Here is a 24,082-nt window from a genome sequence, read left to right as displayed (position 1 = left end):
AGTGAGTTTGTGTTTATTAACGGTGTGGCTGTTTCTTGCTTGTGTAGGCCGCGGGGAAATTGTACCAATTCCTTCTTGGTCAAAATCGATGGCAAAGGAGAAATATATCCTAACCCCCAAAGCACCTGAGGTTCCACAGATTAATAGTCTATGGTGCAGCCTTGGAAATACAGAAAAAGTCTCTGTTCGTGATTTGTGGCATCAAAAGGATTTAGGGGAGTATAAAGGGGGATTTTGGACACAAGTCCCTTATCATGGAGTTACTTTTGTAAAAAAAATCACTCTTGTAGAGTGAACTGAAACTTTAAAATAAATAGTATGGAATTTGCTTTGGATAGATGGATTACCAAGCATAATGCTTGGATTGATGTTTTTGGACCAAACTACATGAGGTGGATATTTCGTGATGTGAAAATGACTATTTTGTTTTTGGGGCAGTTTCTCTTTGGTAAAGTGTTGCAGGTGTTTAAGGCAGGTGTGTTATTGGGAGCAGTGTCTTGCATACTATTTGTGCCAGGGCTAAAGGCAGAAAATTCTAGGCCATTTGTGATACCGGCATTACAGGAGTGGAAAGGCGGGGATGGCTATTGGCGCTCATCGTGTCGGTTGGTGTTGGACCCCCGCTATGCAGCAGAACTCAATCCGGTGGCAAACACATTTGCCGAAGATTTAGCAGTGATGTTTGGCAGGAAATATAAGGTGGCGGAAGGCGTTTCTGCCTGCTCGGGAGATATTTTTTTGACTTTGGCTGGAAAAGAAACAGAAGAGAATCGGGAGAAGTATTATTTGGATGTGTCTGATCGGATGGTGTTGACGGGTGCAACGACGCAGGCAGTGTTTTGGGGAACTCGGACCATTCTTCAAATGATGGAACAGTATGATGGGGCGGTGCCGCAGGGAGTGGCTGTAGATTGGCCCAATTATCCTAAGCGTGGATTTATGTTGGATGTAGGACGTAAATTTGTCCCCATTGGCTTTTTGAGGGATTATGTGAAGATAATGTCCTATTATAAAATGAATTGTTTCCAGATTCATTTGAATGACAACGGCTTTAAAAAGTTCTATGGCAATGACTGGTCGCAAACACCCGCGGCTTTCCGATTAGAAAGTACCGTGTTTCCGGGATTGGCCACGGAGGGGGCTCATTATTCAAAAAAAGAATTTGTTGAACTTCAGATGTTAGCCGAGCAGTATGGAGTGACTGTCTTGCCGGAAATAGATGTGCCTGCGCATTCATTGGCCTTTACGCGCTATAAGCCGGAAATTGCTAGTAAGGAGTACGGAGAGGATCACCTGGATTTGTTTAATCCGGAGACTTATTTGTTCTTGGACAGCTTGTTTGCAGAGTATTTAGGTGGAGAAAATCCGGTGTTTAGGGGTAAAGAAGTGCATATTGGTACAGATGAATACGATAATTCGGATCCTAATGTTGTTGAAAAGTTTCGCTTTTTTACTGATTATTACATTAAATATGTGGAGGGTTTTGGGAAGAAAGCGGTGGCATGGGGTGCATTGACGCATGCCAGAGGAGATCTTCCTGTGAAGTCTGACGAGGTACTATTGGACATTTGGTACAATGGTTATGCCGATCCCTTTGAAATGGCCGAATTGGGATTTGGATTGGTGAATGTGGCATGTAGCCAATTGTACATAATACCATTGACGGCACTCTATTACCACGATTACCTGAATATAGAGTGGATTTTTAATAACTGGGAACCCTATATGTTTGATGATAGAATATTTAGTCGGAATGATAGGCGTGTGAAAGGGGGAATGTTTGCCGTATGGAATGATTACATTGGAAATGGGATTACTTTCAAGGACATTCATCATCGTGCGTATCCTGCTATGCAGACATTAAGCTTGAAAATGTGGACCGGTGCTGTGGATGATTTGTCTTTCGCACGGTTTGATTCTTGCCGTCGTGCTTTGTCGGAAGCTCCGGGAGTGAATATTGGAGCAAAGGTAAAAACGATGGATGGGAAAGTGCTTCAAGTCTCGAAGTTGAAAAGGAATCAAAAGCTTTTGATAGAAGAAGTAGGGTATGATTATGAAGTGGCTTTTGATTTCACTGCAAAATCCGCAGATAAGGGCAGTGTGCTTTTTAAATCTTCCAATGCCATTTTGTATCAGAGTAGCCCAAAGTCTGGAAAATTGGCATTCTGGTCAGATGGTTATTTAAATGAGTTTGATTATATGTTTCCTATCGGTCAACGGGTACAAATTGTGATTAAAGGTGACCATACCTCTACAAGTTTATACATTGATGGAAAACTACATCAGACTTTGGATAAAAAGATACTTTATAAAATTGGCGAGGAGGTGGTGTACTACCAGTCCACTCTTGTTTTTCCATTAGCTTTTACTGGAAATTTTAGTGGGCAATTGTTAAATTTGAAAGTACTGCAAAAGTAATTCGAGTTCATGTTACAAGGATCCATTTTAGGTTATTCTTTGCCTTTAATTTGTTGTAAGAATTCATTGGTGGACACTAATGCTTTTTCATCTTTGAAGCATGTGGAAGTTGAAAAAGGATAGTGATAATTCCCTGATTTATATTCAATGGTTGTAATATATCCTGACGGAGATTATGGTGAAAATATTTTGCTGGGTCATACCAAAAGGCCTGGTTGGATATAATGATTAGTGCTAAAGTGCAATTATTAAGCCTGCTTTAAATTTCACTTTTAGCCATTAGCTTGTTACAACAGATATGTAATAAGATGTAAAGTGAAACTTAAAGTAGGGCTCATTGATTATTCTACATGTTGCTTTGAAGTACTTATGCAGAAAACAACTTCTATTATATTCATTCTTCTATGCTTCTTGTCAAGTTGTAGCTTCGAATCTAAAACAGAATTTCCAGCCTTTGATAAGGAGATTAGAGTAGATGGTGAGCAATCTGATACAGAATTGCTGATTAATATGGGATGGATTGACTGTGTTGATACATTCTTGGTAATGACGCATGTCGCCCAAAATGATTTTTGCCATGTATATTCCATTCCTTCGGGTATGAAAAAAATCCATACTTGGGGTTCATTGGGAAATGGTCCTGGCGAGTTCCTACAGCCAATAATTACATACGCTCACGAAAACACCTTCGGTTTGAATGATGTCAATATACAAATGTTGGCAGTGATGTCTCTAAAAGGCAACGGAAATGCTATTGAAATTGAAGAGCTGTCCAGAAAAAAAACTCCTTATAAGCGTGTGCAAGGTGAGCTCAATCCTGCAGATTATAATTTCGTACGACTGGATGAACAGCATTTTGTCTCCCTATTGTGCGGAAAGGACGGTAGTTTCTTTTCCTTACTGGATGCCAATCTGCAGCCTTTACAGAGGTTCGGCGAATCTCCGGTGGGGAACAAAATTTCTGTCCAGTCTTCACGGATGAATTTGAAAGGTTATCTGTCGGCGCATGACGGGCATATGGTGTTTGCGCCTAGCAAACTGCCGTATCTTGCTAAATACCACCTGGAAAATGGAACCATGGTAAAAGACTGGAACTTTTATTTTGATCGGTCTTTTTATGAATGTAAAGACTATAACCTCTTGTTTAGTAAGGCAAGAAGCTTTGGGCAGGTGTTGGATTTGGCAATGGATGACCAATATATCTATATTTTGTACTTAGATCAACTTTTAAGCGAGTATGACTATAATGACCCGCAAAAATCCATGGCGAACAAGGTGCTGGTTTTCAATTACTCGGGAGTACCCATAGCCAAGTTGATATTGGATAAACGAATCTATCAGATGGCTTTGTGTACAAAATTGCATAAGATTATCGGGCTGGGGAATCTGCCAGAACCTGCATTTGTTTCGTTTGATGTCGTTTTTTAGATATATAGTCTAGTATTTCCCTTATACACTAGAAATAGGATAGCGTATAATTATATGTTTTAATTTGTATATAACTGATATCCATTAAATTACTGAAGTGTTGATTTGATATCCTTTTTAGGCATTCTACCTTTGAAGCATGTGGAAGCCGAAAAAGGATAGCGACTAATTATAGCTCAGTAGATTTTTAGTGGGGAATTATTAGCTTACTTGCCAAACACGTACTTCGCAACCTTAGTATTAGCCTTGTTCTCATTTACGAAATCACGTTCAATATAGATGTCCGTTACTTTCATTGCATCGTCAATATGGTTAAGTGCTGCATGGACTATATATTTATCAATGCCAGCTTTATTAAGTGCAATGGTAGCCCAACTATGCCTTGCTGCGTAGTATTCCAAATCGTCAATTTCTAATATTGTACAAATTTCTTTTAAGCCGTAGTTGATAGCCTTATTGAAATCCTTCTCGTCAGCATAGTATTGATAGAAATTGAAGAGACGTTTACCAGTCTTATCCTTATACTTCTCAACAAGAGGCAGGATTAATCTGGGTATGTCAACCTTCATTTGAGCCTTATCCAATCTACGGTCTTTCGTCTTGGTACGATTATAGACGATTGTATAACCTTCCATTTCAGTGGCATTGTAAAGGTCTGCTGAATTGATTCCCATAAGACAGAATGATAGAATGAAACAATCCTTTGCCAAATTATAATGGCAGGTAGATTTGTAGCCTTTCTTCATATCTTTATAGGGTAGCTTCCATAGCTTCTTTATAATATCTGCGGATATGGCTCTCTTTCTTGTTGCTTCCTGCTTGGGTATTTCAAGTTCCATGAAGGGTGAGTTGGGGATTAGGATTAAATTCTTCTCCTTCTTATTGTATTTCTTCTTGGCTTCATTGAATAACTTCTTAATGCTTATCAAATATAGAGAGAGTGAACGATTGGAAGGTACCCGTTTACCCTGCTGCATTAATCTTTTAGTCCGTATCTCACGTTCTTTATTCAAGAATGCTTTAAAGCTTTCTAAGAAGTCAAGGGTAATCAAATTAATATCCAATTCCTCTTTACCTATGAAACGGACTAAGGCATTAATGGCAGTGGTGTAGTTAGGTGCACCTTTGATAGTGGTTGAGGCTATCCACTCACGACTGAACTTTATAAAGTCAATGGTTTGTTGCTTCTCTTGTTCTCCATTTAGGTAGTTCATTACATCGTCTAACGTGTAGTTGTTTAACTCAATTTGGAGTTTGGCACACTTGTCATAGTAGCTGTGGATTAAAGCGTCTATATCTTGTTTTATGGGTGCTGAGGCTTTAATCTTGTAGTTCTTTGTTAAATCATTAGGGGTTGCGAATAGGCTTGTTGATATACGTTTCATTCTTCTGTTAAGAGTAAATCTAAGCCTTACGGTGAAACAGTCATTTGTCTTTCTTTGTACTTTAACTACTTCTGGGTTGATTGTCAGCATATTACACATTGTTTAATTGGTGAAACAATAGTGAAACAACTGCTCTTTATTAAGGCTAATATAACCAAGCAACAGACCCTTAATCGGAGGTCTCCATGAACTAAAAAAGGCTCTATCTCGTTAGAGATGAGCCTTTTAGTTTGTGGACCAGCCTGGGCTTGAACCAGGGACCTCCAGATTATGAGTCTGTTGCTCTAACCAACTGAGCTGCCTCGTTATCAACACGTTAATTATCTCTGTGTAAGTTCTGAGGTCAACAATAGGTCAACACTGAACTTATTATGCAAATTTACTAAAAATCTTATTCACAATGAAACATTCTCCATTGTGATTTGCTTTGGACAAGAATAATCACTAATTTTGTGTTATTCTAAAACAGGGAGTTATGTCAAGAGATGTGGTAAAACAAGAACTATTGGCGAAACTGAAGCAAGAACACTGCTTTTGGTCGTACAATGAAAACTTAATCAAGGATATTCCAGATGATATGCTGATTGAGAAAACCTTGTTACATCTTGACTTGGAAGAAATAAACCAACTGTTTCTAATTTATCCTTTCAAGAAAATTAAGCAGGTGTGGCTGGATTATCTTGTTCCCCAAGCGGAATATCTCTACACGTTGAATCGTTTTTTTGCATGGTATTATTTCAAGGCAAAGAAGCCAGATGCTTATATAAAGTCTATGGCTACCCGCCATCTTAATAAAATGTTTGCATGAAAGGTTTAGCTCCACACACGCTGCAAGTTTTTGAAGCCGTTTCTAAGTTGGACTGCATCAAACCCTATCTCTTGGTAGGTGGCACAGCTTTGTCATTGCAAATGGGAACTCGACAAAGTGAGGACTTGGACTTTATGAAATGGCGTACCTCTAAAACAGAGAAAATGGAAGTGGCATGGTATCAGATAGAGAAAGAGCTCGCTGTAATAGGTGATATTCAGCATAAGGACATTTTAGATATAGACCATGTGGAGTATTTAGTGTCTGGAGTAAAGTTCTCCTTTTATGCCTGTCCTAAATATTCTCCTGTAAGTATGCCTGTGGAATATCTGAATAATCTCAGATTGGCAGATGTAAAGTCTATTGGAGCTATGAAGATGGAGGTGATGCTACGCAGGAGTAATTTTCGCGATTATTATGATATTTATTCCATCTTAAAGTCTGGTGTACCTATCAACGATTTGGTATCTTTAGCCCTTACCTACTCTGGACATAAATTGAAATCCAAGAATCTGTTAGCTATGCTCACCAACGGCTCTCGTTTTACAAGAGATTCCCATTTTGAGCAACTTGCACCGATTTATGCTGTAACTGCTCAAGAAATAGAAGATTATATAAAGTTTTGTTTATTATAAACTGCTGCAACATTCTTGCGAATGGGATTATATATAGAAGTATTCCTTGAAATTGTAGTAGCTTTATAAAAAGAAAAACAGCATAAGAGTTTCCTCAAATGCTGCTCTGTCTTAAGTAGATTGGTAATTAGTCAATCTTCTTGTAAGTGGTTGTTGTAATGTCATCCAATTCCTCGCTACCATCATCCATTGTGTCCCAATCCTCAAAGGCGAGAACCAACTTAGTAGCTGTAAGTTCATTAACAGTTAGGACATCTGAATAACCATCATCGTAAGAGATAGTCAGCTTATTGTCTTTCAAAGACCAACGACTTGTTTCTGTATATCCACCGTCCGCATAGCCTTCTGTGCAAGTACCGTCAGCTTTGAACTCCCATAAACCATTGGTATATGCTTCATCAGAAGTTACTACTTCCTTATCATTCTCCACTTTGTGAATCTTCTCCCAAGTGGTCTGCCATTTACCTATAAGGTTAGCTTGTTCAATGATTGTCTGTTCATCTTCATCATCACTACATGCTGTAAAGTTTACAGCCAACATGACCATTAATAAGGTCGTTCCAATTAATCTTAAAGTTTTCATTGTTGTTAAGATATAGCTCATCTTTAGTTATCTTAACAACAGTGTAAATGGTATTCTCTTCTCCCCAATCAGTTGTATAATAAGTAACGAACATATATCTGTTAGGGAAGTATTCAAATGTATCATTTTGAGTGTCATTTTCGCCTTTCTCTGTATAGGTGTTATCCTTATTAAAGGTAAGGATTTCTCCCTCTGCTCAATGTTCTTCAATTCGTCATTGACCGTTTCGATCAAGGCTCTTTTTCTGAGCAAAATCTTGTCGGCAATACTCATCAGTGAATTCTTCATATTGTTTTTAACTTTAGTGACAAGCTGTATGCCATTAAGAAAAGGGTTCTCAAACAGAGCCTGACCAATATATCCTTTGTCTGCACATAGTTTTCCTTTGATGTTCTCCAGAAACTTACCTTGCTTCAACGGTTCCCGGTCATCCACGTTTCCAGGCGTGAACATGAAATTGAGAATTTCACCCTTGTCATTGATTATCAGATGCAACTTGAATCCGAAGGACCATCCCATTGAACATTTTCCACGCTCGGCAAGTCCCTCAAATGTCTTATGAATAAGGATTCTTTGGTTACGACAAACACGTAAGGGAGTGGAGTCCTCGCTTGTGGAGATTGACATCTGTCCAAGTGTTCTTAACAGGTGCAGGTCTTTGGATGGGTTGTAGGCATGGAACAAATTCAATGCTGCTGCAACTTCTTCTACAGTGACTGCTTCTTCTGCAAACTCACCCATGTTTAATGATTCTCTACGCTGTGCCATTTTGTAATAGTAGGCAGTGTCAAAATATATCTTGGCTTCCTTTCTGTTGTGGAACTTCTTTCCTGTTGGTAGATGAATTATCATGTCAGTTTAAATATTAGTAAATTAATAAGATAGTTTCTGCAATGAAATATAATAGGTAGTAACCTTTCCATTCTTTTTTCTCCTTGTCTTTAGATAGTTATTAAGATTAGCCCACAATCCAATGTGAACCTTATTATCTTTCACTCCCTGTTTAAGAGCCTTTGTTCTTATCTGTTCATAAGTAAATTCTTTCATTTTAGATATTCTGAATAGTTTGTAGTCTGCTTATCTGTGTGGTGAGATTATCTGTTTGTGGTACTTATTTTGGGGTCAACAATAGGTCAACAACGAAGCAAAACAGCCTGTTTCTTGTCAGTATTTCGAAAATCCAAAGAGAAGAAGTCCTAATAAAAAAGCCCCATAAACACTTGTTTATGAGGCAATTCTTTGTGGACCAGCCTGGGCTTGAACCAGGGACCTCCAGATTATGAGTCTGTTGCTCTAACCAACTGAGCTACAAGTCCGATGCATCCTTGCTTGGATAGCGGGGACAAAAGTAGCATTTTCTATTGAAATATGCAAGACTTTTGGATAAAATTCCTTATAACCTTTGTCCTTAGAACTTATAAATTCGTTTTGGATTCTTGGGAAACCAGCCTTTTTTCACTCGTTCTTCCTGCTCGAATATCTCCTTGATGGTCCAGAACGAGGAAAATGCAAAGACGCCCAAAAGGGAGGCTATCATGATGTTCTCCGTATAAAGGGAGGCAATGATGCCGCCGATGCCGAGTAAAAGGAAAATCCACCAACACTTGGTGCCCCAATAATATTCGGCTTTCACAACTATGGGGTGAAACAAGCCGATGATGAGGAATGTGCAGATACCTATGACAAGGCCCGACAGATGATATTCGTTCAAGAAATCCATTGTTGTTCGTTATTTCTCGGGGCAAATAGGAATCTCCTTCTTGATGCTCTGTTCCAGGGAAATCAAGGTCTCGGTAGCGGTTACGCCAGGAATCTCCTGCATCTTGTTGTTCAGCAAATCCATCAGATGCTCGTTGTCGCGGGCATATACCTTGGTCAGCATGGTGTACGGACCAGTGGTGAAGTGGCATTCTACGATTTCGGGAATCTTGCCCAGCTCAGCAACTACCGTCTTATACATGGAGCCCTTTTCCAGCTTGATTCCTACGTAAGTGCAGGTTCTGTATCCAAGGGACTTGGGATTTACATGATAGCCTGAGCCAACAATAACGCCAAGGTCAATCAGGCGCTGTACACGTTGATGGATGGCAGCACGTGACACGCCACATTCAGCAGCTACGTCCTTGAAAGGGATACGGGCATTTTGGGAAATGATTTCCAGAATCTGCCGGTCAAGATTGTCTATTTTTTCCATAATAGTAAATAAGTAAAGTTCTTGTTGTTATCAAATAGTAAGCAAATATAGGACTTTATTTTAATTTATCTATAAAAAGGGACGGAAAAATGAATAAAAGTGAGGGGTAACGATAAGGCGCGGATTACGCGGATTTCACGGATTTAGTTTACCAAATCCGCGTATTCCGCGTAATCCGCGCCTAAAAGAAGTATCAAGAGGGTTTTGCCCCTCCCTTCGGATTGTTACATTACTTCTCGATACCCAGCAGTTCCACTTCGAATATCAAAGTAGAGAACGGCTTGATTTGGCTACCGGTTTCTCTTGAACCGTATGCCAGGTCGTAGGGGATATAGAGTTCCCACTTAGAGCCGACGGGCATCATGGTGAGGGCCTCTGTCCAGCCTTTGATTACCTGGTTGGCACGGAAAGTAGCAGGTTCGTTGCGCTTGTAAGAGCTATCGAATTCTGTTCCGTCAATCAGCGTACCTTTGTAGTTTACTTTCACCTTGCTGCTGTCGGCAGGAACGGCACCGTTACCCTTGGTGATGATTTTGTATTGCAGACCGCTCGGGGTAGTTACTACACCTTCTTTAGCCTTGTTCTCAGCCAGGAACTTTTCACCGGCAGCTTTGTTGTCAGCATACTTTTCTGCGGTTGCTTTTTCTTTGATGGCATCCATCTGAGTACGCATGTACTCTTGAGCTTTCATCATATCCATAGCACCACCCTTGCCGATGACACCTGCTACGAAACCTGCCAGCAGATTTTCGCGGCTGATGCTCTGTGTAGAGTCGTTGCCGAAGATTTGTTGGTTGAAGCCTTCCACCCATTGCTTGCTGACCATCTGGCCTACTTGCAGACCGGCCATGTAAGCCACGTCTTTCTTATCGATTTTGGCTGCGCCTTCGTTGAAACCTTTCAGGAATTCTGACATCTGGGTTGAGTCAATTCCTTGCTGTGCAAGATACTGGTCCAAACCTTCTGTACGTGCCATACCGATGGCGTAAGACAATGAATCGATGTCCGTCTTCAAATCAGCTTTCGGACTTTGAGCAGTACAAGATGCCATACCGGCAGCTACTGCAAGAGCCATGAGAAATGTTACTTTTTTCATTTTGCTTTTACTTGTTGTTTATTTAGATAAAATTTTCTGTAATTCGACTTCGAATACGAGCGTGCTGTGGGGAGGAATCATCTCGCCGGCACCCTGCGCTCCGTATGCCAGGTCGCTGGGGATGTAGAGTTTCCACTTGGCACCTTCGGGCATAAGCTGCAGGGCTTCCACCCAACCGGGTATCACTTGGTTTACACCGAACGTGGCAGGCTGGCCGCGTTTGATGGAGCTGTCGAACAGCGTTCCGTCAATCAGTGTGCCTTCGTAGTGGCATTGCACCTGGTCGGTGGCTTTGGCATAGCGGCCCACGTTTCCTTCCGTGATAACTTCGTATTGAAGTCCGCTGGGCAGCGTAACAACTCCCTCGCGTTTTTTGTTCTCTTCCAGGAACTTTTTGCCGGCTTCTATGTTTGCTGCGTTCATCTTCTCCTCCAGTTCGGCGAAGTACTTGTTGACGATGTCACGGGCTTCTGTGTGGCTGATTGCCGTCTGGTTGCCCTCCAAAACGTCTTTGATTGCTTGTGCAAAGTCATCTACTGCAATGCCTTTGGCACCCATGCTTAAAAGATTCTGACCTATTCCAAGGCCGATAGCATAACTGAATTTGTCCATAAGATTCTTTTGTTGACGACCGGATTGGTTTCTTTTCCAGTCTATTGCAAATTTATGAGTGGCAAAAGTACGTCTTTTATTTGAATGATAAGGCTTTTAAGTATTTAATTTTTCTTATTTATATCACAACTTGAACATTCTTCTTATATTTGTCTTACTTTAATAAAGGAAAGGAGCAGAAAATGAAGAACTTGGTCATATTGTCGGGTGCCGGTATGAGCGCCGAGAGCGGCATCAGCACATTCCGTGATGCGGGCGGACTGTGGGACAAATATCCGGTGGAGCAGGTGGCGACTCCCGAGGGGTATGCACGTAATCCGGAACTGGTCATTAATTTCTATAACGAACGTCGCAAGCAGTTGCTCGATGTGGTGCCGAATGCCGGGCATCTGGGCGTTGCCGACCTGGAGAGGGATTTCAATGTAACGGTCGTCACCCAGAACGTAGATAATCTGCACGAGCGTGCCGGCAGTACGCACGTGATACACTTGCATGGGGAACTGACGAAGGTTTGTTCCAGCCGCGACCCTTATAATCCGCATTTCGTCAAGGAACTGGCGCCGGAGGAATATGAAGTAAAGTTGGGCGACAAGGCGGGCGACGGTACGCAGCTCCGCCCGTTCATCGTGTGGTTTGGCGAGTCGGTGCCGGAGATTGAGACTGCCATCCGGTATGTGGAGCAGGCGGACATCTTCGTCATCATCGGCACCAGCCTGAACGTTTATCCCGCTGCGGGACTGCTGAACTACGTGCCCCGTGCCGCCGAAGTGTATCTGATAGACCCCAAGCCGGTGGACACGCACGTCATGCGTCCGATACATGTCATTCAAAAGGGAGCTTCGGAAGGGGTAAAAGAGTTGAAGGCGCTGCTTACAGTTACCCAGCCTCCTTTGCCTTAGGACTTAATCTCCTACGTCTTAGGACTTAGCCCCTCACGGTATAGGACTTAATATGCAGAACATCCGGATGCCTTTCTCCAAAACACCCGGATGTTTTACCCAAAAACATGGGGATGTTTTGCCCCATTACATCCGGATGTTTTAGGTGAAAACATGGGGATGTTTTGGGTACTCACTCCTATACTGTAGGGAGCTGGGTATAGGGGGGATTCCCACAAGGTATAGGTCTTGCGGGAATAAAGTATATTTGCTCTCGAAACTTGTGCTATTTCTTTATCACGGCCCGTAATACGAACCAGGCATGATGGGCTATGGTACTCGCCAGTCCGTAATGTCGCGCCATGATGCGGAAGCGTTCGCGCAGGGATGCTTGCCGGTTCTGGGTGGTCATTCCCTCTTCCAGATAGTCGATGAGGGTGAGATGGGTGTTGTGTAACGCCCTTGCCTTCTTCATCACCCGGATGCACCAGTCGAAGTCGGCGGAGAAGCGGTATTGCAGGTCGTAGGGTTCTACAAGGGAAGCTTTGGCAAAGAAGGCCTGATGGCAGACCAGCATGCCCTGCTTGAAGCTTCGCCAGGTAAGCACTTCCGGGGCGGCGAGGCGGCGCATGCGGATGAAGTGGCCTTCTTTATCCACCAGTTCCGTTTCGCCGTACAGCACGTCGGGTAGTTCGTTGCCGGAGATGGAACGCACCATCTGCTGCAAGGTGTCGTCCTCGTGGAAGCTGTCGCCGGCATTGAGGAAGCAGAGGTAATCGCCGGTGGCAAGGCAGATACCTTTGTTCATGGCGTCGTACAGTCCCTTGTCCGGTTCGCTCACGATGCGGGTGATGCGGTCGCGGTAACGGTCGATAATGGAGAGCGTGCCGTCTTTGGACGCGCCGTCCACAAGGATGTATTCTACGTGGTGGTAGGTTTGCGAGATAACGCTTTGAATCGTGTCCTCCAGTACCGCTTCGGCATTGTAGGTCACGGTGATGATACTGAATTTCGGGGTGGGGTGGTTATGCATTTCTTCCGGTCACTTTGTTGTAAAGGTCAATGTATTTCTTGGCGACGACGTTCTCCGAATAGTGGGAGATGGCTTTCCGGCAGGCTTGTTCCGAGAGGCTGGGGTAGTCGGGTTCGGTCAGCGTCCAGTAGATGCCGTTGGCAAAGTCCTCCGGGGATTTGTATTGTGCCACGTAGCCGTTGTGCAGGTGGTCTATCATCTCAGGGATGCCGCCCACGTTGAATCCGACGCAGGGAATGCCGCATGCCATGGCTTCCATGATGGTGTTCGGCAGGTTCTCTTCCAGCGAGGGGGTCACGAAGATGTCCACGGCATTGTAGATGTTCACCAGTTGGTGTTCGTTGCTGACGAAGTTCAGCGGGTAGACTTTGAATGGAAGCAGGTTTTCCAGTTGTTGCGATTGGTTGCCGAAGACGACGACACCCAACTGTTCCCGGAGTTCGGGATGCTTGTCGGCCAGCAGTCGGCACGATTCTATCAAGTAGTCAATGCCTTTCCGTTTGTCCGTAATCTTCACCGAGCCGAACAACATGAGCTTTTTGTCTTGCGGCAGTAGGCAACGGCTGCGGGCTTCCTGTCGGTTGCGGGGCTTGAAGAGGTTGGTGTTGATGGGGTTGGGGATGCACGTCACGGCATGTCCGCAGAAGAGGGCGCTTGTCCGGGCACGTTCTTCCAGCCAGCGGCTGCAGGTGACGAAGTTGATGTGACGGTTGCGATACAATGCCTGCTTTTTGTGGAAGATGCGGTAGGAAAGGTCACGTTTGCCTCCGCCTCCGTGGATGAAGGGGCAGTTGTGGCATTCCTGCTGGTAGTGGGTGCACTCGCGGGCATGGTGACAGATGCCAGTGCAGGGCCACATGTCGTGCATGGTCCAGACGACGGGCTTGCCCGAGGCGAGAATCTTCTCGATGTTCTTCAGCGAGAGCATCCCTTGGTTTATCCAGTGCAGATGGATGACGTCTGCTTGCTGGAATTCGGGCAGTGAGGTGATGTCTGTCCCCGTGTTGGCAATGTCTACGGCAAAGATGTTCTTCTTGTTGAAGCGGTTGGCGCTCCAGATGACGATGCGCTCCCAGACGAACTTCCACACCATGCGCCAGTTATGGTCTAGTGACACAACGGAGATTTGGTCGGTCTGCTTGTCGCGTACCAGCAGCTTGGCTTTGATGCCGTGGTTCTTGAGTGATTCCATCAGACGGCTGGCGGCGATGGCTGCGCCGCCGATGCGTTCGGATGTATTGATAAGTAGTACTCTCATGACTGTTGTTCGTTTCTTCTTTTTTGAATGTTTTTTCTTGTTACAGATGCCGGTCTTGTTTCGTCCATTTCCGGATACGCTTTTGCAGCGTTTGCCATATGATGGTGAAGTTGCCGTACCGTAGGTTCAACGCCAGTTCCTCGAACGACCGTGCAATCTTTATCCAGGGATGCCGCCATGCCATGATGCGGTAAACGCTATCCTTGTAGGCTGTGTTCTCGATGACGTGGCGAGGGTGCTTCAGTGGAAACTCCACTTCGTGGCGTTTCATGGTGAAGATGCGGCGGTAACCGCGCGGCATGGTGTGCACGGAGCCGGCAAAGTGGGTGGAGTCGGCAGTGGCTCCCAGATTGTTTATCATGTTGCGGGTGGGCACGATGCTCAGACCCGAATTGAACAACATGGAAGCGTGGAAGATGGTTTCGTAATAGGCTTTCCCGTGTTCGCGGTGTCGTTGGCACATGTAGATGAAGTCTTTGCGGTAGCGCCGTGTGTGGATGAGGTTCTTCAGTTGCCGCATGTTCTCCTTGTCGTCCAGGAAGGTGTAGAATTCATCCCATTGGTCCGTCACCCGCCGCCAGCTCGCCCATCCCCAGATGGAGAAGGTGGTGGCGAAGAAGTAGTCGGAAGTGATGTCGGGTGTAATCTCCTCGTTGTTGAATCCGGCAATCATGCTGATGCGTGTGTCGTGCTCATACTTGTCGAGCAGTTCCTTGCAGAAGCCGAAGAAAGAGACGGCGGGCACGTCGTCATCCTCAAGCACGATACATTTGTCCGACAAGGAGAATGCCCACTTCTGTGCCATGTATTCCGATGGGTCGCAGCCGTAGTTCTTCTCCTGGTAATTGTGGTGTACTTCGCATTCCCAATCGATGTCTGCCACCACTTTGCGACAAGCTTCTATGCCCGGCATGTCACGCTCGCCGCGCGGGCCGTCCTGATAGAGAAACAGTCGTGCGGGGCGTGCTTTCTTCACTTGTTCGAATACTTGCGCCAGCAGTTTGGGGCGGTTGAAGAAAAGAATCAGTACAGATACATCTACAAGGGCTGGTTTCATGGCAATTTTGTTGGATTAGGAGGTGGCTATATGGTCATTTGGTATGTTGAAAGAAAGAACTGCCGGATAATGATTGTTTATCTTGTCCTGCTCTTCTTCTGTATACCGGTGTAAAGTGGGATAGTTGTACCGTAGAAAGTTTTCCAATCCATCAGGTGCTTTCAGATAAAGTGGACCGAATTTGATTGGTTGTAAATGGTTGAGACTCGTCTCCAAAACATGGTCGGTAGTGGTAATCACATTGTTGTAATACAAAGTTTTCCATGAGTTGAAACAACTTTGCATTATCACCATCAAACGGTAGATTGTCTTTTTAGAGAGTGTCATATCAACTATCCGGTTCAGAAGGCAGGCAACAGCTCCACGATTGGTAGGGTTGGATATTTGACATTTTCCGAAGTGTTTCCATAGCCATACCTCTTTTCCCATCAGGCAGCATTTCAGAAAGTTGACGGCTTCATATTGTATCTTCCTTAATAGCTTATTGTTTGGAATACGGTCAAAAGGGAATATATCGACAAAGATTCCCTGATGCATAGGTACATCTTTAAACATCTCTTCGACAAACAAGGTGTTGTTTTTCTTGACTTTGGCAAAGTAATAAGGACTATGAGGGTCGGTATGTATCCATGAAAGAAAGTATGGTTCTCTCAGTTCTTGGGAGGCTATCTGGAGAAACTTATTGTAGTCTTCCCGTTTCATACCTATATCTATGTCGTCATCCCAAGGAAGAATCGCTTTGTCATAGAGTGCCCCTATTGCTGTTCCGCCGATTACAAAATAGGGAATATTGTGTTTGTCGCAGATGCGCACAATCTCTTCCAGTATTTCGTATAGCACCTGATGTAGTTGGGTCAGTTCTTCTGGGGTATATTGCTTTACCATGGATACCATTTTGATTGATGTCTGCAAAAATAATGATAATAGTTGAAAGGAGCACTTTCCATTTCAATCTTCTTTTGCGAAATCGGACTTGAGTTTTTCTATCAGTGTGTCGGACTCCCCGCTTACCACTTTCCGGCAGAACATCTTTCCAGACTGCCGCAATACCGGCAGGTCCTCGAGTGTCATCACGCGGATGGATGCGCCGTAGTCTATGTAGTGCAAGGGGGTGAGACGGGTAAGTCCGGGGTATTCTCCCTCTAAAAGAAGCCCTTTTGAGGCAAAAGGGGAGTTGAATACGATGGTCTGTATGCACAGTTCGCTGGGTACAAAGCTGGTTCTGAAATACTTCACCAGCTTCTCCTCCGTACACAACTTTTCATATACATATCGTGCGCAGGGCAACGTGATGGCCCAATAGTCGGAACCGAAATAGACATCTGCCTGCTTGCCCTCCAAGGGTGCAAAAGGGGCTTTCCGGATGGGGAGTATCTGTGCCAGCTTGCGCGATGCTACGATGAGTTTGTTCTTCCACCATATACTCTTCCAAGGCAGGTCACGGAAAGGGTGGTAATGGGTTATCTTGTGCAACTGCTGTTTCACGGTGCAGCGTGTCAGGTTGAAACCGCCGATGAATTCAGTGTCTTGATGCTCCTCGAAATAGCGGTGGATGGCGTTGTTGTTCCATAACGGATAGTCTTGCCCGCTCAGGCATACTACGCGGGTATAGGGGATACCACTATGCAATACGGCGGCAAGCAATTCTTTCTGATATTCCACTTGTTCCCATCCTCCCCAGCTTATCCGGTGGCGGGGCACGAAAGTGACCTTGTCTCCCAAGGCTTCTTCAAAAGGGTGTATATCGGCATTGAGGTCGATGTGCACGTAGAAGTCTGCCCGGTCATCCAGTGCGGCAACCAGGCGTGCCAAGTGTGGGGCATCCTTGTAGGCGGATATGATGTAGGCTATGCGGCTCATGCTCTTTTTTTCTTTAAGAGGAATTCAATGCTTTCCCGGAAGATGGTAGATTGTAGTTTCCACAAAACCAGTGCATAAAGCCCAGCTACCATAATGATTTTGGCTGCCATATTTAAGTATAGGTTTTCTATGGGCTGAGTAGCATAGTGAGTTGACACTACGAGTACAATGGATAGGGAGAGATAAGGAGAGATGTCTTTCAGCATATCGCGCAGTCTTAATCCTATCTCCCTCTTGACAAAACGGAACCATACAAACAGCCAGCCGATATTGATAATGACGAAAATACGCAGCATCCATTCCAACCCGTATGGGTATATGGCGCATACAGCTGCTATTTGCAGCAGGCTCAAGCTGATGGTGCTCCACATATAGATAGAAGAATGTCCCCGGCTGATGAGCAGGTTGGAGAACAGATTGATGACGGGAATAAATGCTCCCCAAATACATAACAGTTGCAAGATATCGGCACTGGGCAGCCACTTCTCCGTGATAGTGATTATAATCAGTTCTTTCGATACCAAGCTCAATCCCAGCATGGCGGGGAAAGAGATAAAGGCGGTGAAGCGCAGCAGCTTTCTGAATACGGCAAGTTGCCGTGCCTTGTCGTCGGCAACCCGGGTAAAGACGGGTTGTGCAATGCCGTTTATCATGCCCGTAATCGTGGTATGTCCCATGCCGTTCCACTTGTTTGCCTGCGTAAAGTTACCCACTTCCCGTTCCGAATAGAACTTACCCAACAAGACGGAAAACAAATTGTTATTGATTATGGTGAAGATATTCGTAATGATTATCTTACTGCTGAACCCTATCATCTCCTTAATGGGTGTGAAGTCGAACCGGAAGCGGGGTCTCCAATGCGAGAAGTAGAAGTTAAGAATCGTCATTACGGTGATGAAAGAGATGCTTTGCAATGCAATCCCCCAATAGGCGAATCCGTTTGCCGCCAATGTGATGCCCACAATACCGGAGACTATCAGACTTGAAATAGAAATGACGGTAGTGTCCTTGATTCTGAGGTTCTTGAATAGATATGCCCTCGGTGCAATGCTCATGCTGGAAATGACGAATCCCAAGAAGGAGAGACGGGACAGCGGTATCAGCTCGGGCGTATCGTAGAAGTCGGCAATCAGCGGTGCGGCAAAGAAGAGTAATATATATATAGTAGTGCTGCACATCAGGCTGAACCAGAACACGGCGTTGTAATCCTTGTGCAAAGTCTCCTTCCGGTTGGTCAGTGCCGAAATGAACCCACCCTCCTGCAAGGCGGCGGCAATGGCGGAGAAGATGGTAAGCATCCCTACCATACCATAATCCGAAGCATCCAGCAGACGGGCAAGGACTATTCCGAATCCCAGATTTAACAACTGCTGTATGCCGTTGCTGAATCCTCCCCAGAAGAGGCCTTTGGCTGTTTTTTCTTTGAGTGATGTATCGGACATAGTTTATTGGTTGATAAGGCAACGAGTTAACAAGGCCACGAGGCTTTTCCTTCCTCCTTGTAGCCTTGTTAACTCGTTACCTTGTTACTGTTTTATTTCACCTCGCTGCCCGGCTTCACCTCTTTCAGCAGTGAAGTCACCGCCAGCGAGCCGTCATAATTCTCGGCAGAGAGAATCATTCCCTCACTTACCAGCCCGTTCTTGAATTGGCGTGGAGCGAGGTTGGCGATGAACAGCACTTGCTTGCCTACCAGTTCTTCCGATTTGTAGTGCTGGGCAATGCCGCTGACGATGGTGCGGTTTTCCAGCCCGTCGGCAATCTTGAACTTCAGCAGCTTCTTCATCTTGGGCACTGCCTCGCATTCAAGCACTGTACCTACGCGGATATCCAGCTTTTCAAAGTCTTCGAAGGCGATGGTCGGCTTGATGGGGTTTGCCTTGTAGGTGGCGGCTTCGTTTGCCTTCTTGGTGGCAAGCAGCTTGTCTACTTGTGCCTGGATGACGTCGTCTTCTATCTTTTCGAACAGCAGTTCGGGGGTGCCCAGCTGATGTCCGGCAGGCAACAGGTCGGTGTGTCCCAGCTCTGCCCAGTCAAAGCTGTCCATGTTCAGCATCTTGCGAAGCTTCTCGCTGCTGAAGGGCAGGAACGGTTCGAAAGCAATGGCAAGGTTGGCGACCAACTGCAACGAGATGTGGAGAATGGTGGCTACGCGCTCCATGTCTGTCTTGGCAAGCTTCCACGGCTCGGTGTCTGCCAGGTATTTGTTTCCGATGCGGGCAAGGTTCATCGCTTCCTTCTGTGCGTCGCGGAATTTGAATACGTCCAGCAACTTCTCCACTTCTGCCTTGACGTCGGCAAATTCTTTCAGCGTCTCGCGGTCGTAGTCGTTCAGTTCGCCTGCGGCGGGCACTACGCTGTCGAAGTACTTCTTGGTGAGTTGCAGGGCGCGGTTCACGAAGTTGCCATAAACGGCAACCAGCTCGTTGTTATTACGTGCCTGGAAGTCCTTCCAGGTGAAGTCGTTGTCTTTTGTCTCCGGTGCGTTGGCGGTCAGCACGTAGCGCAGCACATCCTGCTTGCCGGGGAAGTCAACGAGATACTCGTGCAGCCATACCGCCCAGTTGCGTGAAGTGGAAATCTTGTCGCCCTCCAGGTTCAGGAACTCGTTGCTCGGCACGTTGTCCGGCAGGATGTAGCTACCCTCTGCCTTCAGCATGGCGGGGAACACGATGCAGTGGAACACGATATTGTCTTTTCCGATGAAGTGTACCAGACGCGTTTCGGGGTCTTTCCACCATTTCTCCCATGTGTCGGGCAGCAACTCTTTGGTGTTGCTGATGTAGCCGATAGGGGCGTCGAACCATACATAGAGCACTTTGCCCTCGGCGCCCTCTACGGGAACGGGAATACCCCAATCCAGGTCGCGGCTCACGGCACGCGGCTGCAAGCCCATGTCGAGCCAGCTCTTGCATTGGCCATAAACATTGGGACGCCACTCCTTATGGTCTTCCAGAATCCATTGGCGAAGCCATTCCTCGTGTTTGTCCAGCGGCAGATACCAGTGCTTCGTCTCACGCATCACGGGCTGGCTGCCGCTGATGGCACTCTTCGGATTAATCAGGTCCGTGGGGCTGAGGCTGGTGCCGCACTTCTCGCATTGGTCGCCGTAAGCGCCTTCGGCATGGCAGTGGGGGCACTCGCCGGTGATGTAGCGGTCGGCAAGGAAGGTCTTGGCTTCTTCGTCGTAATACTGCATGCTGGTCTTTTCGATGAATTCTCCCTTATCGTACAGCTTGCGGAAGAAGTCGGAAGCCGTGTCGTGATGCGTCTTTGAAGTAGTACGGCTGTACACGTCGAAGGAAACGCCGAACTCTTCGAAAGACTTCTTTATAAGCGTATGATAGCGGTCCACCACGTCTTGCGGGGTGATGCCTTCCTTCTTGGCGCGGATGGTGATGGGCACTCCGTGTTCGTCGGAGCCGCCGATGAAGATTACATCTTCCTTTTTCAGTCGCAGGTAGCGGACATAAATGTCGGCAGGAACATAAACGCCTGCCAGGTGTCCGATATGAACCGGGCCGTTGGCATACGGCAATGCCGAGGTCACGGTGGTACGTTTGAATTTCTTTTCCATTGTGTTATTATGTATCTCTTTTGTTATGAACGCTTTTAGTGGCACAAAGATAGCTGTTTTCTGCAAAATATGAGTATTCTTCCAGATTCTTTCCAGATTTAGGCTTCATCTTTGCCATACAAAATGAACAAACTTGGTATTGATAATGTAAAAAAACGAAATGACTATGAAACTGGAAAAGTACTTCTTATTATTGGCGTTAGGCGTGTTTGCCTTTGCCTTGCAAAGCTGTGATGATGACGACAACGACGGAATCTCCGTGCCCGCGGAACTGAGTAATGCGTTGGCCAAGGAGCATCCCAATGCCCAGCGTATAGAATGGGAAACAAAAGGTGCATATTATGTGGCTGATTTCCATGAGGACAATTTCGAAAAGGAGGCCTGGTTCACCAAAGACGGTGTATGGCAGATGACCGAAACCGACCTCCGTTATGCAGACCTTCCCGCTCCGGTGAGAAGCTCTTACGAGAGTAGTACCTATTATAATGTATGGAAGGTGGAAGATGTAGACAAGCTGGAACGTAAGGAAATGGCTGTTGTCTACATCATCGAAGTGGAGAAAGGTAATCAGGAAATGGACCTCTATTATTCGGAGGACGGCATTCTGGTGAAGGAAGTGGCCGATGCGCACAACGGCGGTTCTCCCGAAGATTATCTCCCTTCTGATATTTCCGCTGCCATCAAAGATTTTATAGCAGAGAAATATCCCAATGCCCGCATTGTGGATATTGAAAAAGAAAAGAACGGTATGACGGAAGTCGAAATCGTGCACGGAAGTATCAGCAAGGATGTGATGTTCACCGCTGAGGGTGCATGGGCCTATACTATCTGGGATATCAGTAAGAGACATCTGGAGGATGTAGTGAAGAACGCCGTTACGGCTGCCCATCCCGGTTATGTCATTGATGATGCCGACTTTATTGAGACTCCCGATGGCAGTTACTTTTTGGTAGAGATGGAGCAAGGGGAAAGGGAAATCTACGTAAAGGTGACAGCGGAAGGTGAAATACTGCCATAGTCTTATACTGAATACTTCCCTTTAAATCAGCGTATTGTATTTACCGCTTGTTTACCTTCTAATGTAAAGCCGTTTACCATAGGGTGTAACGGCCGTTACTCCATATTGTAACGGTCGTTACACCATAGTGTAAAGCCTTTTACCTCGTAGTGTAAATGAAGTTACCGTTTGGGGTAACCGGAGTTATCATGTGAGATGACCGGAGCCGTCATGTGAAGTCGTACTCTTCTACATAAGCGTCGAAGTACTCCGCCCGTTGGAGTCCTAAGTTACGGGCAATTGCAATGACTTGTTGCTGCTCGGTTGGTGAGAGCAAAGTTTCCCCTTTCCGCTTCTGATAATATCTTCGGATACCCCATAAGCCGATGAGCCGGTAGCGGAACGTGCCGGACTGGCCGACAGAGATGGCTTCTGCCGTATGGATAAAGCCTTTGGCATAGCGCACTTTCTTATTCGAGCAATAATATTTGCATTTTCCCGCTGTGGACTCTATTGCTTTCGGATTCAGTACATATAGGAAGATGTTGTTTGAGGGTGCATACGTATATGCAATCCGGCGCAGGCAGGTGTCAGTATAAGGGCATGTGTCAGTAGCGCATAAGCCGAAGTTATGGGGAACTTTGGAATAATCGAAAGTTTCTTCTTTCATCATTTTTTTGTTTAAAGTTCCGCAAAGGTACAATTAGTTTGGAGATTGATGGGTGCTTCACCTGATATTTGTTTTATCCCGAAAATATTATGTATTTTACGTAACGTGAAATGCGTAACGTAAAACATGGAATCATTCCGCCTTCCGGTTTCCGCATTTCGTCCTCCCCATTCCGCACCCCGTCCGTAAATGCTTCCCGCTTACTTGCCGCAGGACTATATTTGCAGAAAACATTTGCATATTCCCATGAGGACAAACTCTGTGATTCTATTGGTGTTGTGGCTTGCGGCGTGGCCGTTCTGCTGCCGGGGGCAAGGCTATATCAGTTACGACTATCTGCCCGAAAGTTCGTTGAAGGATGACCTCGGCAACGAGTATGGTTCGGGCAGCCTGATGATGGTATCGGGAAGGTATAACCTGCCGCTTTCCGTCAGGCATGACGACAAGGGCAGGCTGGTGGCGTGGTCGGCAACCGTCAATGCTGCCTATGGCGTATTCCATAATAAGGGGCAGGCGCGGGAGTTGAATCCGGACAATCTGCTGAATGCCAGTCTGAATATCTCCCACATCCGTCCCCTGTCCGACAAGTGGAGTATCATAGCCTCTGTGGGCGGCGGTGTCTATGCCCCGTTGGACGGGGTTTCCATGAAGACCCTACTGGCTAATGGAGCAATCATCTTTGTCTATAAACTGCGGAAGAACCTCGACTTGGGCATCGGTGCGGGGTTGACGAACTCTTACGGTATTCCGATGATACTGCCCATGATGTACTTCAGTTGGAGGAATGCCGGCAGGTATGAGCTGAAAGTGGATATGTCCAGCGGCATGAAAGTGTCCGTCGCCACCTGGCTGAACAAGAAGCTGAAGCTGGAACTGACCGCCCTCGATATGGACGGCATGTCTGCCGTGATGGAAGTCGACGGGAAATCGAAAATCTATTCTACCGTCATGCTGAGGTCATACATCAGTCCTTCGTACCAGTTGAGTAGGAAGACGGCTGTTTATCTGGGAGTGGGCGGTAACTGGATACGCGGAATAAGTATGTCGGACCGTAGTTTGAAAGGTTTTCTCAATAACTTCAAGAACGATGAGGACGAGCCTTGCTTCAGACCGACTCTGCGCCTGACGGTGGGATTCAGGTATACGCTGAAATGACAAATGCCATTTTAGTAAAGACAAGAGGTATTTTTGGAATAATCTTATAATCCGCTAAGAATAAAATATTTATGCGGAATGTCTGAGAACGAGGTAATGAGTTGGCAACTGTTCTGATTTCTACATACTTGCGTGATTTGCATTGATGTACAACTCATCTTGGAACAAAGGTACAACTTTTTTATGAACGAGCAAAAAGGCGGTGTATTTTTCATTATTGCAGGGTAATATTTGAAATTGGTCTATCACCAATCTGCGATATTAGGAGTTTCCCGATTCCGTCATTCGCCCCTTTCCTTTGCTCGTCTGCGAAGGTAGTACAATAGCCCTTGAAAGTTGAAAGGTCGGGGCGGCAAGCCGTTTCGGTCGGAATCTTCCTCCTGCGGAGAGTATTCAGCCCGAAAACCTTTCCCCTTTCAATGTCTGTACTTAGAAATG

General features: G+C 45.6%; 22 protein-coding genes, 2 tRNA genes and 1 pseudogene. 8 read left to right on the top strand and 17 right to left on the bottom strand.

The genetic code is table 11. The features are described from left to right. Positions 1–88 precede the first annotated feature (88 nt). From DWZ03_RS20135 to DWZ03_RS02210, 3 genes are all read left to right on the top strand, one after another. Positions 89–295 (top strand): hypothetical protein, encoded by a 207-nt coding sequence (locus DWZ03_RS20135; RefSeq protein WP_035447288.1) that lies wholly within the window; start codon positions 89–91, stop codon positions 293–295. Positions 296–318: 23 nt separating this feature from the next. After that, complete coding sequence (locus DWZ03_RS02220) at positions 319–2,418, top strand: family 20 glycosylhydrolase (RefSeq protein WP_227186982.1); 2,100 nt, start codon at positions 319–321, stop codon at positions 2,416–2,418. Between the two features lie 315 nt (positions 2,419–2,733). Next, the gene (locus DWZ03_RS02210) at positions 2,734–3,846 is read left to right on the top strand and encodes a BF3164 family lipoprotein (RefSeq protein WP_242496941.1); all 1,113 of its coding nucleotides are present in this window, start codon (positions 2,734–2,736) and stop codon (positions 3,844–3,846) included. 206 nt (positions 3,847–4,052) lie between these two features. Here DWZ03_RS02210 and DWZ03_RS02205 read toward each other — a convergent pair whose 3' ends face one another. Continuing rightward, positions 4,053–5,321, bottom strand: a complete 1,269-nt coding sequence (locus tag DWZ03_RS02205; RefSeq protein WP_035447284.1) for a phage integrase SAM-like domain-containing protein — start codon at positions 5,319–5,321, stop codon at positions 4,053–4,055. Between the two features lie 143 nt (positions 5,322–5,464). Further along, positions 5,465–5,530, bottom strand: a tRNA-Met gene (locus DWZ03_RS02200). Positions 5,531–5,706: 176 nt separating this feature from the next. On the opposite strand from DWZ03_RS02200, the gene DWZ03_RS02195 reads away from it, so the two are divergent. Further along, on the top strand, positions 5,707–6,039 hold the full coding sequence (locus DWZ03_RS02195; protein WP_005830869.1) for a hypothetical protein: 333 nt from the start codon (positions 5,707–5,709) through the stop codon (positions 6,037–6,039). Beyond that, complete coding sequence (locus DWZ03_RS02190) at positions 6,036–6,674, top strand: nucleotidyl transferase AbiEii/AbiGii toxin family protein (RefSeq protein WP_005830867.1); 639 nt, start codon at positions 6,036–6,038, stop codon at positions 6,672–6,674. Before DWZ03_RS02195 ends, DWZ03_RS02190 begins: the two co-directional genes overlap by 4 nt. Positions 6,675–6,801: 127 nt before the next feature. On the opposite strand, the gene DWZ03_RS02185 is transcribed toward DWZ03_RS02190, so the two are convergent. From DWZ03_RS02185 to DWZ03_RS02150, 7 genes and pseudogenes are all read right to left on the bottom strand, one after another. After that, the gene (locus DWZ03_RS02185; RefSeq protein ID WP_005830863.1) at positions 6,802–7,257 is read right to left on the bottom strand and encodes a lipocalin family protein; all 456 of its coding nucleotides are present in this window, start codon (positions 7,255–7,257) and stop codon (positions 6,802–6,804) included. A gap of 27 nt (positions 7,258–7,284) precedes the next feature. Further along, positions 7,285–7,953, bottom strand: a pseudogene (locus DWZ03_RS20130) (IS982 family transposase); the annotation flags it as partial. 546 nt (positions 7,954–8,499) lie between these two features. Continuing rightward, a tRNA-Ile gene (locus DWZ03_RS02170) sits at positions 8,500–8,573 on the bottom strand. Positions 8,574–8,665: 92 nt separating this feature from the next. Next, the gene (locus DWZ03_RS02165) at positions 8,666–8,977 is read right to left on the bottom strand and encodes a DUF4491 family protein (RefSeq protein WP_005834338.1); all 312 of its coding nucleotides are present in this window, start codon (positions 8,975–8,977) and stop codon (positions 8,666–8,668) included. A gap of 9 nt (positions 8,978–8,986) precedes the next feature. After that, the gene (locus DWZ03_RS02160) at positions 8,987–9,451 is read right to left on the bottom strand and encodes an Lrp/AsnC family transcriptional regulator (protein ID WP_005830846.1); all 465 of its coding nucleotides are present in this window, start codon (positions 9,449–9,451) and stop codon (positions 8,987–8,989) included. Positions 9,452–9,680: 229 nt separating this feature from the next. Then, positions 9,681–10,547 carry an FKBP-type peptidyl-prolyl cis-trans isomerase gene (locus DWZ03_RS02155; RefSeq protein ID WP_005830844.1) on the bottom strand — a complete coding sequence of 289 codons (867 nt, stop codon included), beginning with the start codon at positions 10,545–10,547 and terminating at the stop codon, positions 9,681–9,683. An 18-nt stretch (positions 10,548–10,565) separates the two neighbouring features. Further along, positions 10,566–11,159 carry an FKBP-type peptidyl-prolyl cis-trans isomerase gene (locus tag DWZ03_RS02150; protein ID WP_044468323.1) on the bottom strand — a complete coding sequence of 198 codons (594 nt, stop codon included), beginning with the start codon at positions 11,157–11,159 and terminating at the stop codon, positions 10,566–10,568. A gap of 182 nt (positions 11,160–11,341) precedes the next feature. On the opposite strand from DWZ03_RS02150, the gene DWZ03_RS02145 reads away from it, so the two are divergent. Then, the gene (locus DWZ03_RS02145) at positions 11,342–12,058 is read left to right on the top strand and encodes an SIR2 family NAD-dependent protein deacylase (RefSeq protein WP_008662496.1); all 717 of its coding nucleotides are present in this window, start codon (positions 11,342–11,344) and stop codon (positions 12,056–12,058) included. Positions 12,059–12,323: 265 nt separating this feature from the next. Here the strand turns inward: DWZ03_RS02145 and DWZ03_RS02140 are convergent, their stop codons facing one another. The 7 genes from DWZ03_RS02140 to metG all read right to left on the bottom strand — a co-directional run bounded on the left by DWZ03_RS02140 (position 12,324) and on the right by metG (position 20,822). Beyond that, entirely contained in the window at positions 12,324–13,070 is a 747-nt protein-coding gene (locus DWZ03_RS02140) for a glycosyltransferase family 2 protein (RefSeq protein WP_120128646.1), read from the bottom strand. Beyond that, the gene (locus DWZ03_RS02135; protein ID WP_044468325.1) at positions 13,063–14,328 is read right to left on the bottom strand and encodes a glycosyltransferase family 4 protein; all 1,266 of its coding nucleotides are present in this window, start codon (positions 14,326–14,328) and stop codon (positions 13,063–13,065) included. The genes DWZ03_RS02140 and DWZ03_RS02135 overlap by 8 nt, the downstream gene beginning before the upstream one ends. Before the next feature lie 40 nt (positions 14,329–14,368). Further along, positions 14,369–15,385, bottom strand: a complete 1,017-nt coding sequence (locus DWZ03_RS02130) for a hypothetical protein (protein ID WP_005830833.1) — start codon at positions 15,383–15,385, stop codon at positions 14,369–14,371. Between the two features lie 15 nt (positions 15,386–15,400). Next, positions 15,401–16,270 carry a phosphorylcholine transferase LicD gene (locus tag DWZ03_RS02125; protein WP_005834345.1) on the bottom strand — a complete coding sequence of 290 codons (870 nt, stop codon included), beginning with the start codon at positions 16,268–16,270 and terminating at the stop codon, positions 15,401–15,403. Positions 16,271–16,333: 63 nt separating this feature from the next. Beyond that, positions 16,334–17,245: a beta-1,6-N-acetylglucosaminyltransferase gene (locus tag DWZ03_RS02120; protein WP_120128644.1), complete on the bottom strand. Its 912-nt coding sequence runs from the start codon at positions 17,243–17,245 to the stop codon at positions 16,334–16,336. After that, positions 17,242–18,687 carry a lipopolysaccharide biosynthesis protein gene (locus DWZ03_RS02115; RefSeq protein ID WP_117969061.1) on the bottom strand — a complete coding sequence of 482 codons (1,446 nt, stop codon included), beginning with the start codon at positions 18,685–18,687 and terminating at the stop codon, positions 17,242–17,244. The genes DWZ03_RS02120 and DWZ03_RS02115 overlap by 4 nt, the downstream gene beginning before the upstream one ends. Before the next feature lie 92 nt (positions 18,688–18,779). Beyond that, positions 18,780–20,822 carry a methionine--tRNA ligase gene (metG, locus tag DWZ03_RS02110; protein ID WP_034522970.1) on the bottom strand — a complete coding sequence of 681 codons (2,043 nt, stop codon included), beginning with the start codon at positions 20,820–20,822 and terminating at the stop codon, positions 18,780–18,782. A 166-nt stretch (positions 20,823–20,988) separates the two neighbouring features. Here metG and DWZ03_RS02105 point away from each other — a divergent pair, with 166 nt between their 5' ends. After that, positions 20,989–21,840, top strand: coding sequence for a PepSY-like domain-containing protein (locus DWZ03_RS02105; RefSeq protein ID WP_005834354.1), 852 nt, complete (start codon positions 20,989–20,991; stop codon positions 21,838–21,840). 208 nt (positions 21,841–22,048) lie between these two features. Here the strand turns inward: DWZ03_RS02105 and DWZ03_RS02100 are convergent, their stop codons facing one another. Further along, complete coding sequence (locus tag DWZ03_RS02100; RefSeq protein ID WP_005834355.1) at positions 22,049–22,489, bottom strand: DUF6078 family protein; 441 nt, start codon at positions 22,487–22,489, stop codon at positions 22,049–22,051. 246 nt (positions 22,490–22,735) lie between these two features. Between DWZ03_RS02100 and DWZ03_RS02090 the strand changes: the two genes are divergently transcribed. Further along, positions 22,736–23,644 (top strand): DUF6268 family outer membrane beta-barrel protein, encoded by a 909-nt coding sequence (locus DWZ03_RS02090; protein WP_061412155.1) that lies wholly within the window; start codon positions 22,736–22,738, stop codon positions 23,642–23,644. Positions 23,645–24,082 lie beyond the last annotated feature (438 nt).

Source organism: Bacteroides sp. AF29-11 (genome assembly GCF_003602895.1).
In the GTDB taxonomy this organism is placed as follows: Bacteria; Bacteroidota; Bacteroidia; order Bacteroidales; family Bacteroidaceae; genus Bacteroides; species Bacteroides uniformis.
This window is presented reverse-complemented; position numbering and strand designations above follow the sequence as displayed.

Bases quoted from the DNA above. Each gene is read 5' to 3' on its own strand.
- DWZ03_RS02145 (WP_008662496.1), top strand. From the start codon at position 11,342: ATGAAGAACTTGGTCATATTGTCGGGTGCCGGTATGAGCGCCGAGAGC.
- DWZ03_RS02190 (WP_005830867.1), top strand. From the start codon at position 6,036: ATGAAAGGTTTAGCTCCACACACGCTGCAAGTTTTTGAAGCCGTTTCT.
- DWZ03_RS02195 (WP_005830869.1), top strand. From the start codon at position 5,707: ATGTCAAGAGATGTGGTAAAACAAGAACTATTGGCGAAACTGAAGCAA.
- DWZ03_RS02155 (WP_005830844.1), bottom strand. From the start codon at position 10,547: ATGAAAAAAGTAACATTTCTCATGGCTCTTGCAGTAGCTGCCGGTATG.
- DWZ03_RS02100 (WP_005834355.1), bottom strand. From the start codon at position 22,489: ATGAAAGAAGAAACTTTCGATTATTCCAAAGTTCCCCATAACTTCGGC.
- DWZ03_RS02135 (WP_044468325.1), bottom strand. From the start codon at position 14,328: ATGAGAGTACTACTTATCAATACATCCGAACGCATCGGCGGCGCAGCC.
- DWZ03_RS02105 (WP_005834354.1), top strand. From the start codon at position 20,989: ATGAAACTGGAAAAGTACTTCTTATTATTGGCGTTAGGCGTGTTTGCC.
- DWZ03_RS02165 (WP_005834338.1), bottom strand. From the start codon at position 8,977: ATGGATTTCTTGAACGAATATCATCTGTCGGGCCTTGTCATAGGTATC.
- DWZ03_RS02150 (WP_044468323.1), bottom strand. From the start codon at position 11,159: ATGGACAAATTCAGTTATGCTATCGGCCTTGGAATAGGTCAGAATCTT.
- metG (WP_034522970.1), bottom strand. From the start codon at position 20,822: ATGGAAAAGAAATTCAAACGTACCACCGTGACCTCGGCATTGCCGTAT.
- DWZ03_RS02205 (WP_035447284.1), bottom strand. From the start codon at position 5,321: ATGCTGACAATCAACCCAGAAGTAGTTAAAGTACAAAGAAAGACAAAT.
- DWZ03_RS02115 (WP_117969061.1), bottom strand. From the start codon at position 18,687: ATGTCCGATACATCACTCAAAGAAAAAACAGCCAAAGGCCTCTTCTGG.
- DWZ03_RS20135 (WP_035447288.1), top strand. From the start codon at position 89: ATGGCAAAGGAGAAATATATCCTAACCCCCAAAGCACCTGAGGTTCCA.
- DWZ03_RS02120 (WP_120128644.1), bottom strand. From the start codon at position 17,245: ATGAGCCGCATAGCCTACATCATATCCGCCTACAAGGATGCCCCACAC.
- DWZ03_RS02220 (WP_227186982.1), top strand. From the start codon at position 319: ATGGAATTTGCTTTGGATAGATGGATTACCAAGCATAATGCTTGGATT.
- DWZ03_RS02140 (WP_120128646.1), bottom strand. From the start codon at position 13,070: ATGCATAACCACCCCACCCCGAAATTCAGTATCATCACCGTGACCTAC.
- DWZ03_RS02090 (WP_061412155.1), top strand. From the start codon at position 22,736: ATGAGGACAAACTCTGTGATTCTATTGGTGTTGTGGCTTGCGGCGTGG.
- DWZ03_RS02160 (WP_005830846.1), bottom strand. From the start codon at position 9,451: ATGGAAAAAATAGACAATCTTGACCGGCAGATTCTGGAAATCATTTCC.
- DWZ03_RS02130 (WP_005830833.1), bottom strand. From the start codon at position 15,385: ATGAAACCAGCCCTTGTAGATGTATCTGTACTGATTCTTTTCTTCAAC.
- DWZ03_RS02185 (WP_005830863.1), bottom strand. From the start codon at position 7,257: ATGAAAACTTTAAGATTAATTGGAACGACCTTATTAATGGTCATGTTG.
- DWZ03_RS02125 (WP_005834345.1), bottom strand. From the start codon at position 16,270: ATGGTAAAGCAATATACCCCAGAAGAACTGACCCAACTACATCAGGTG.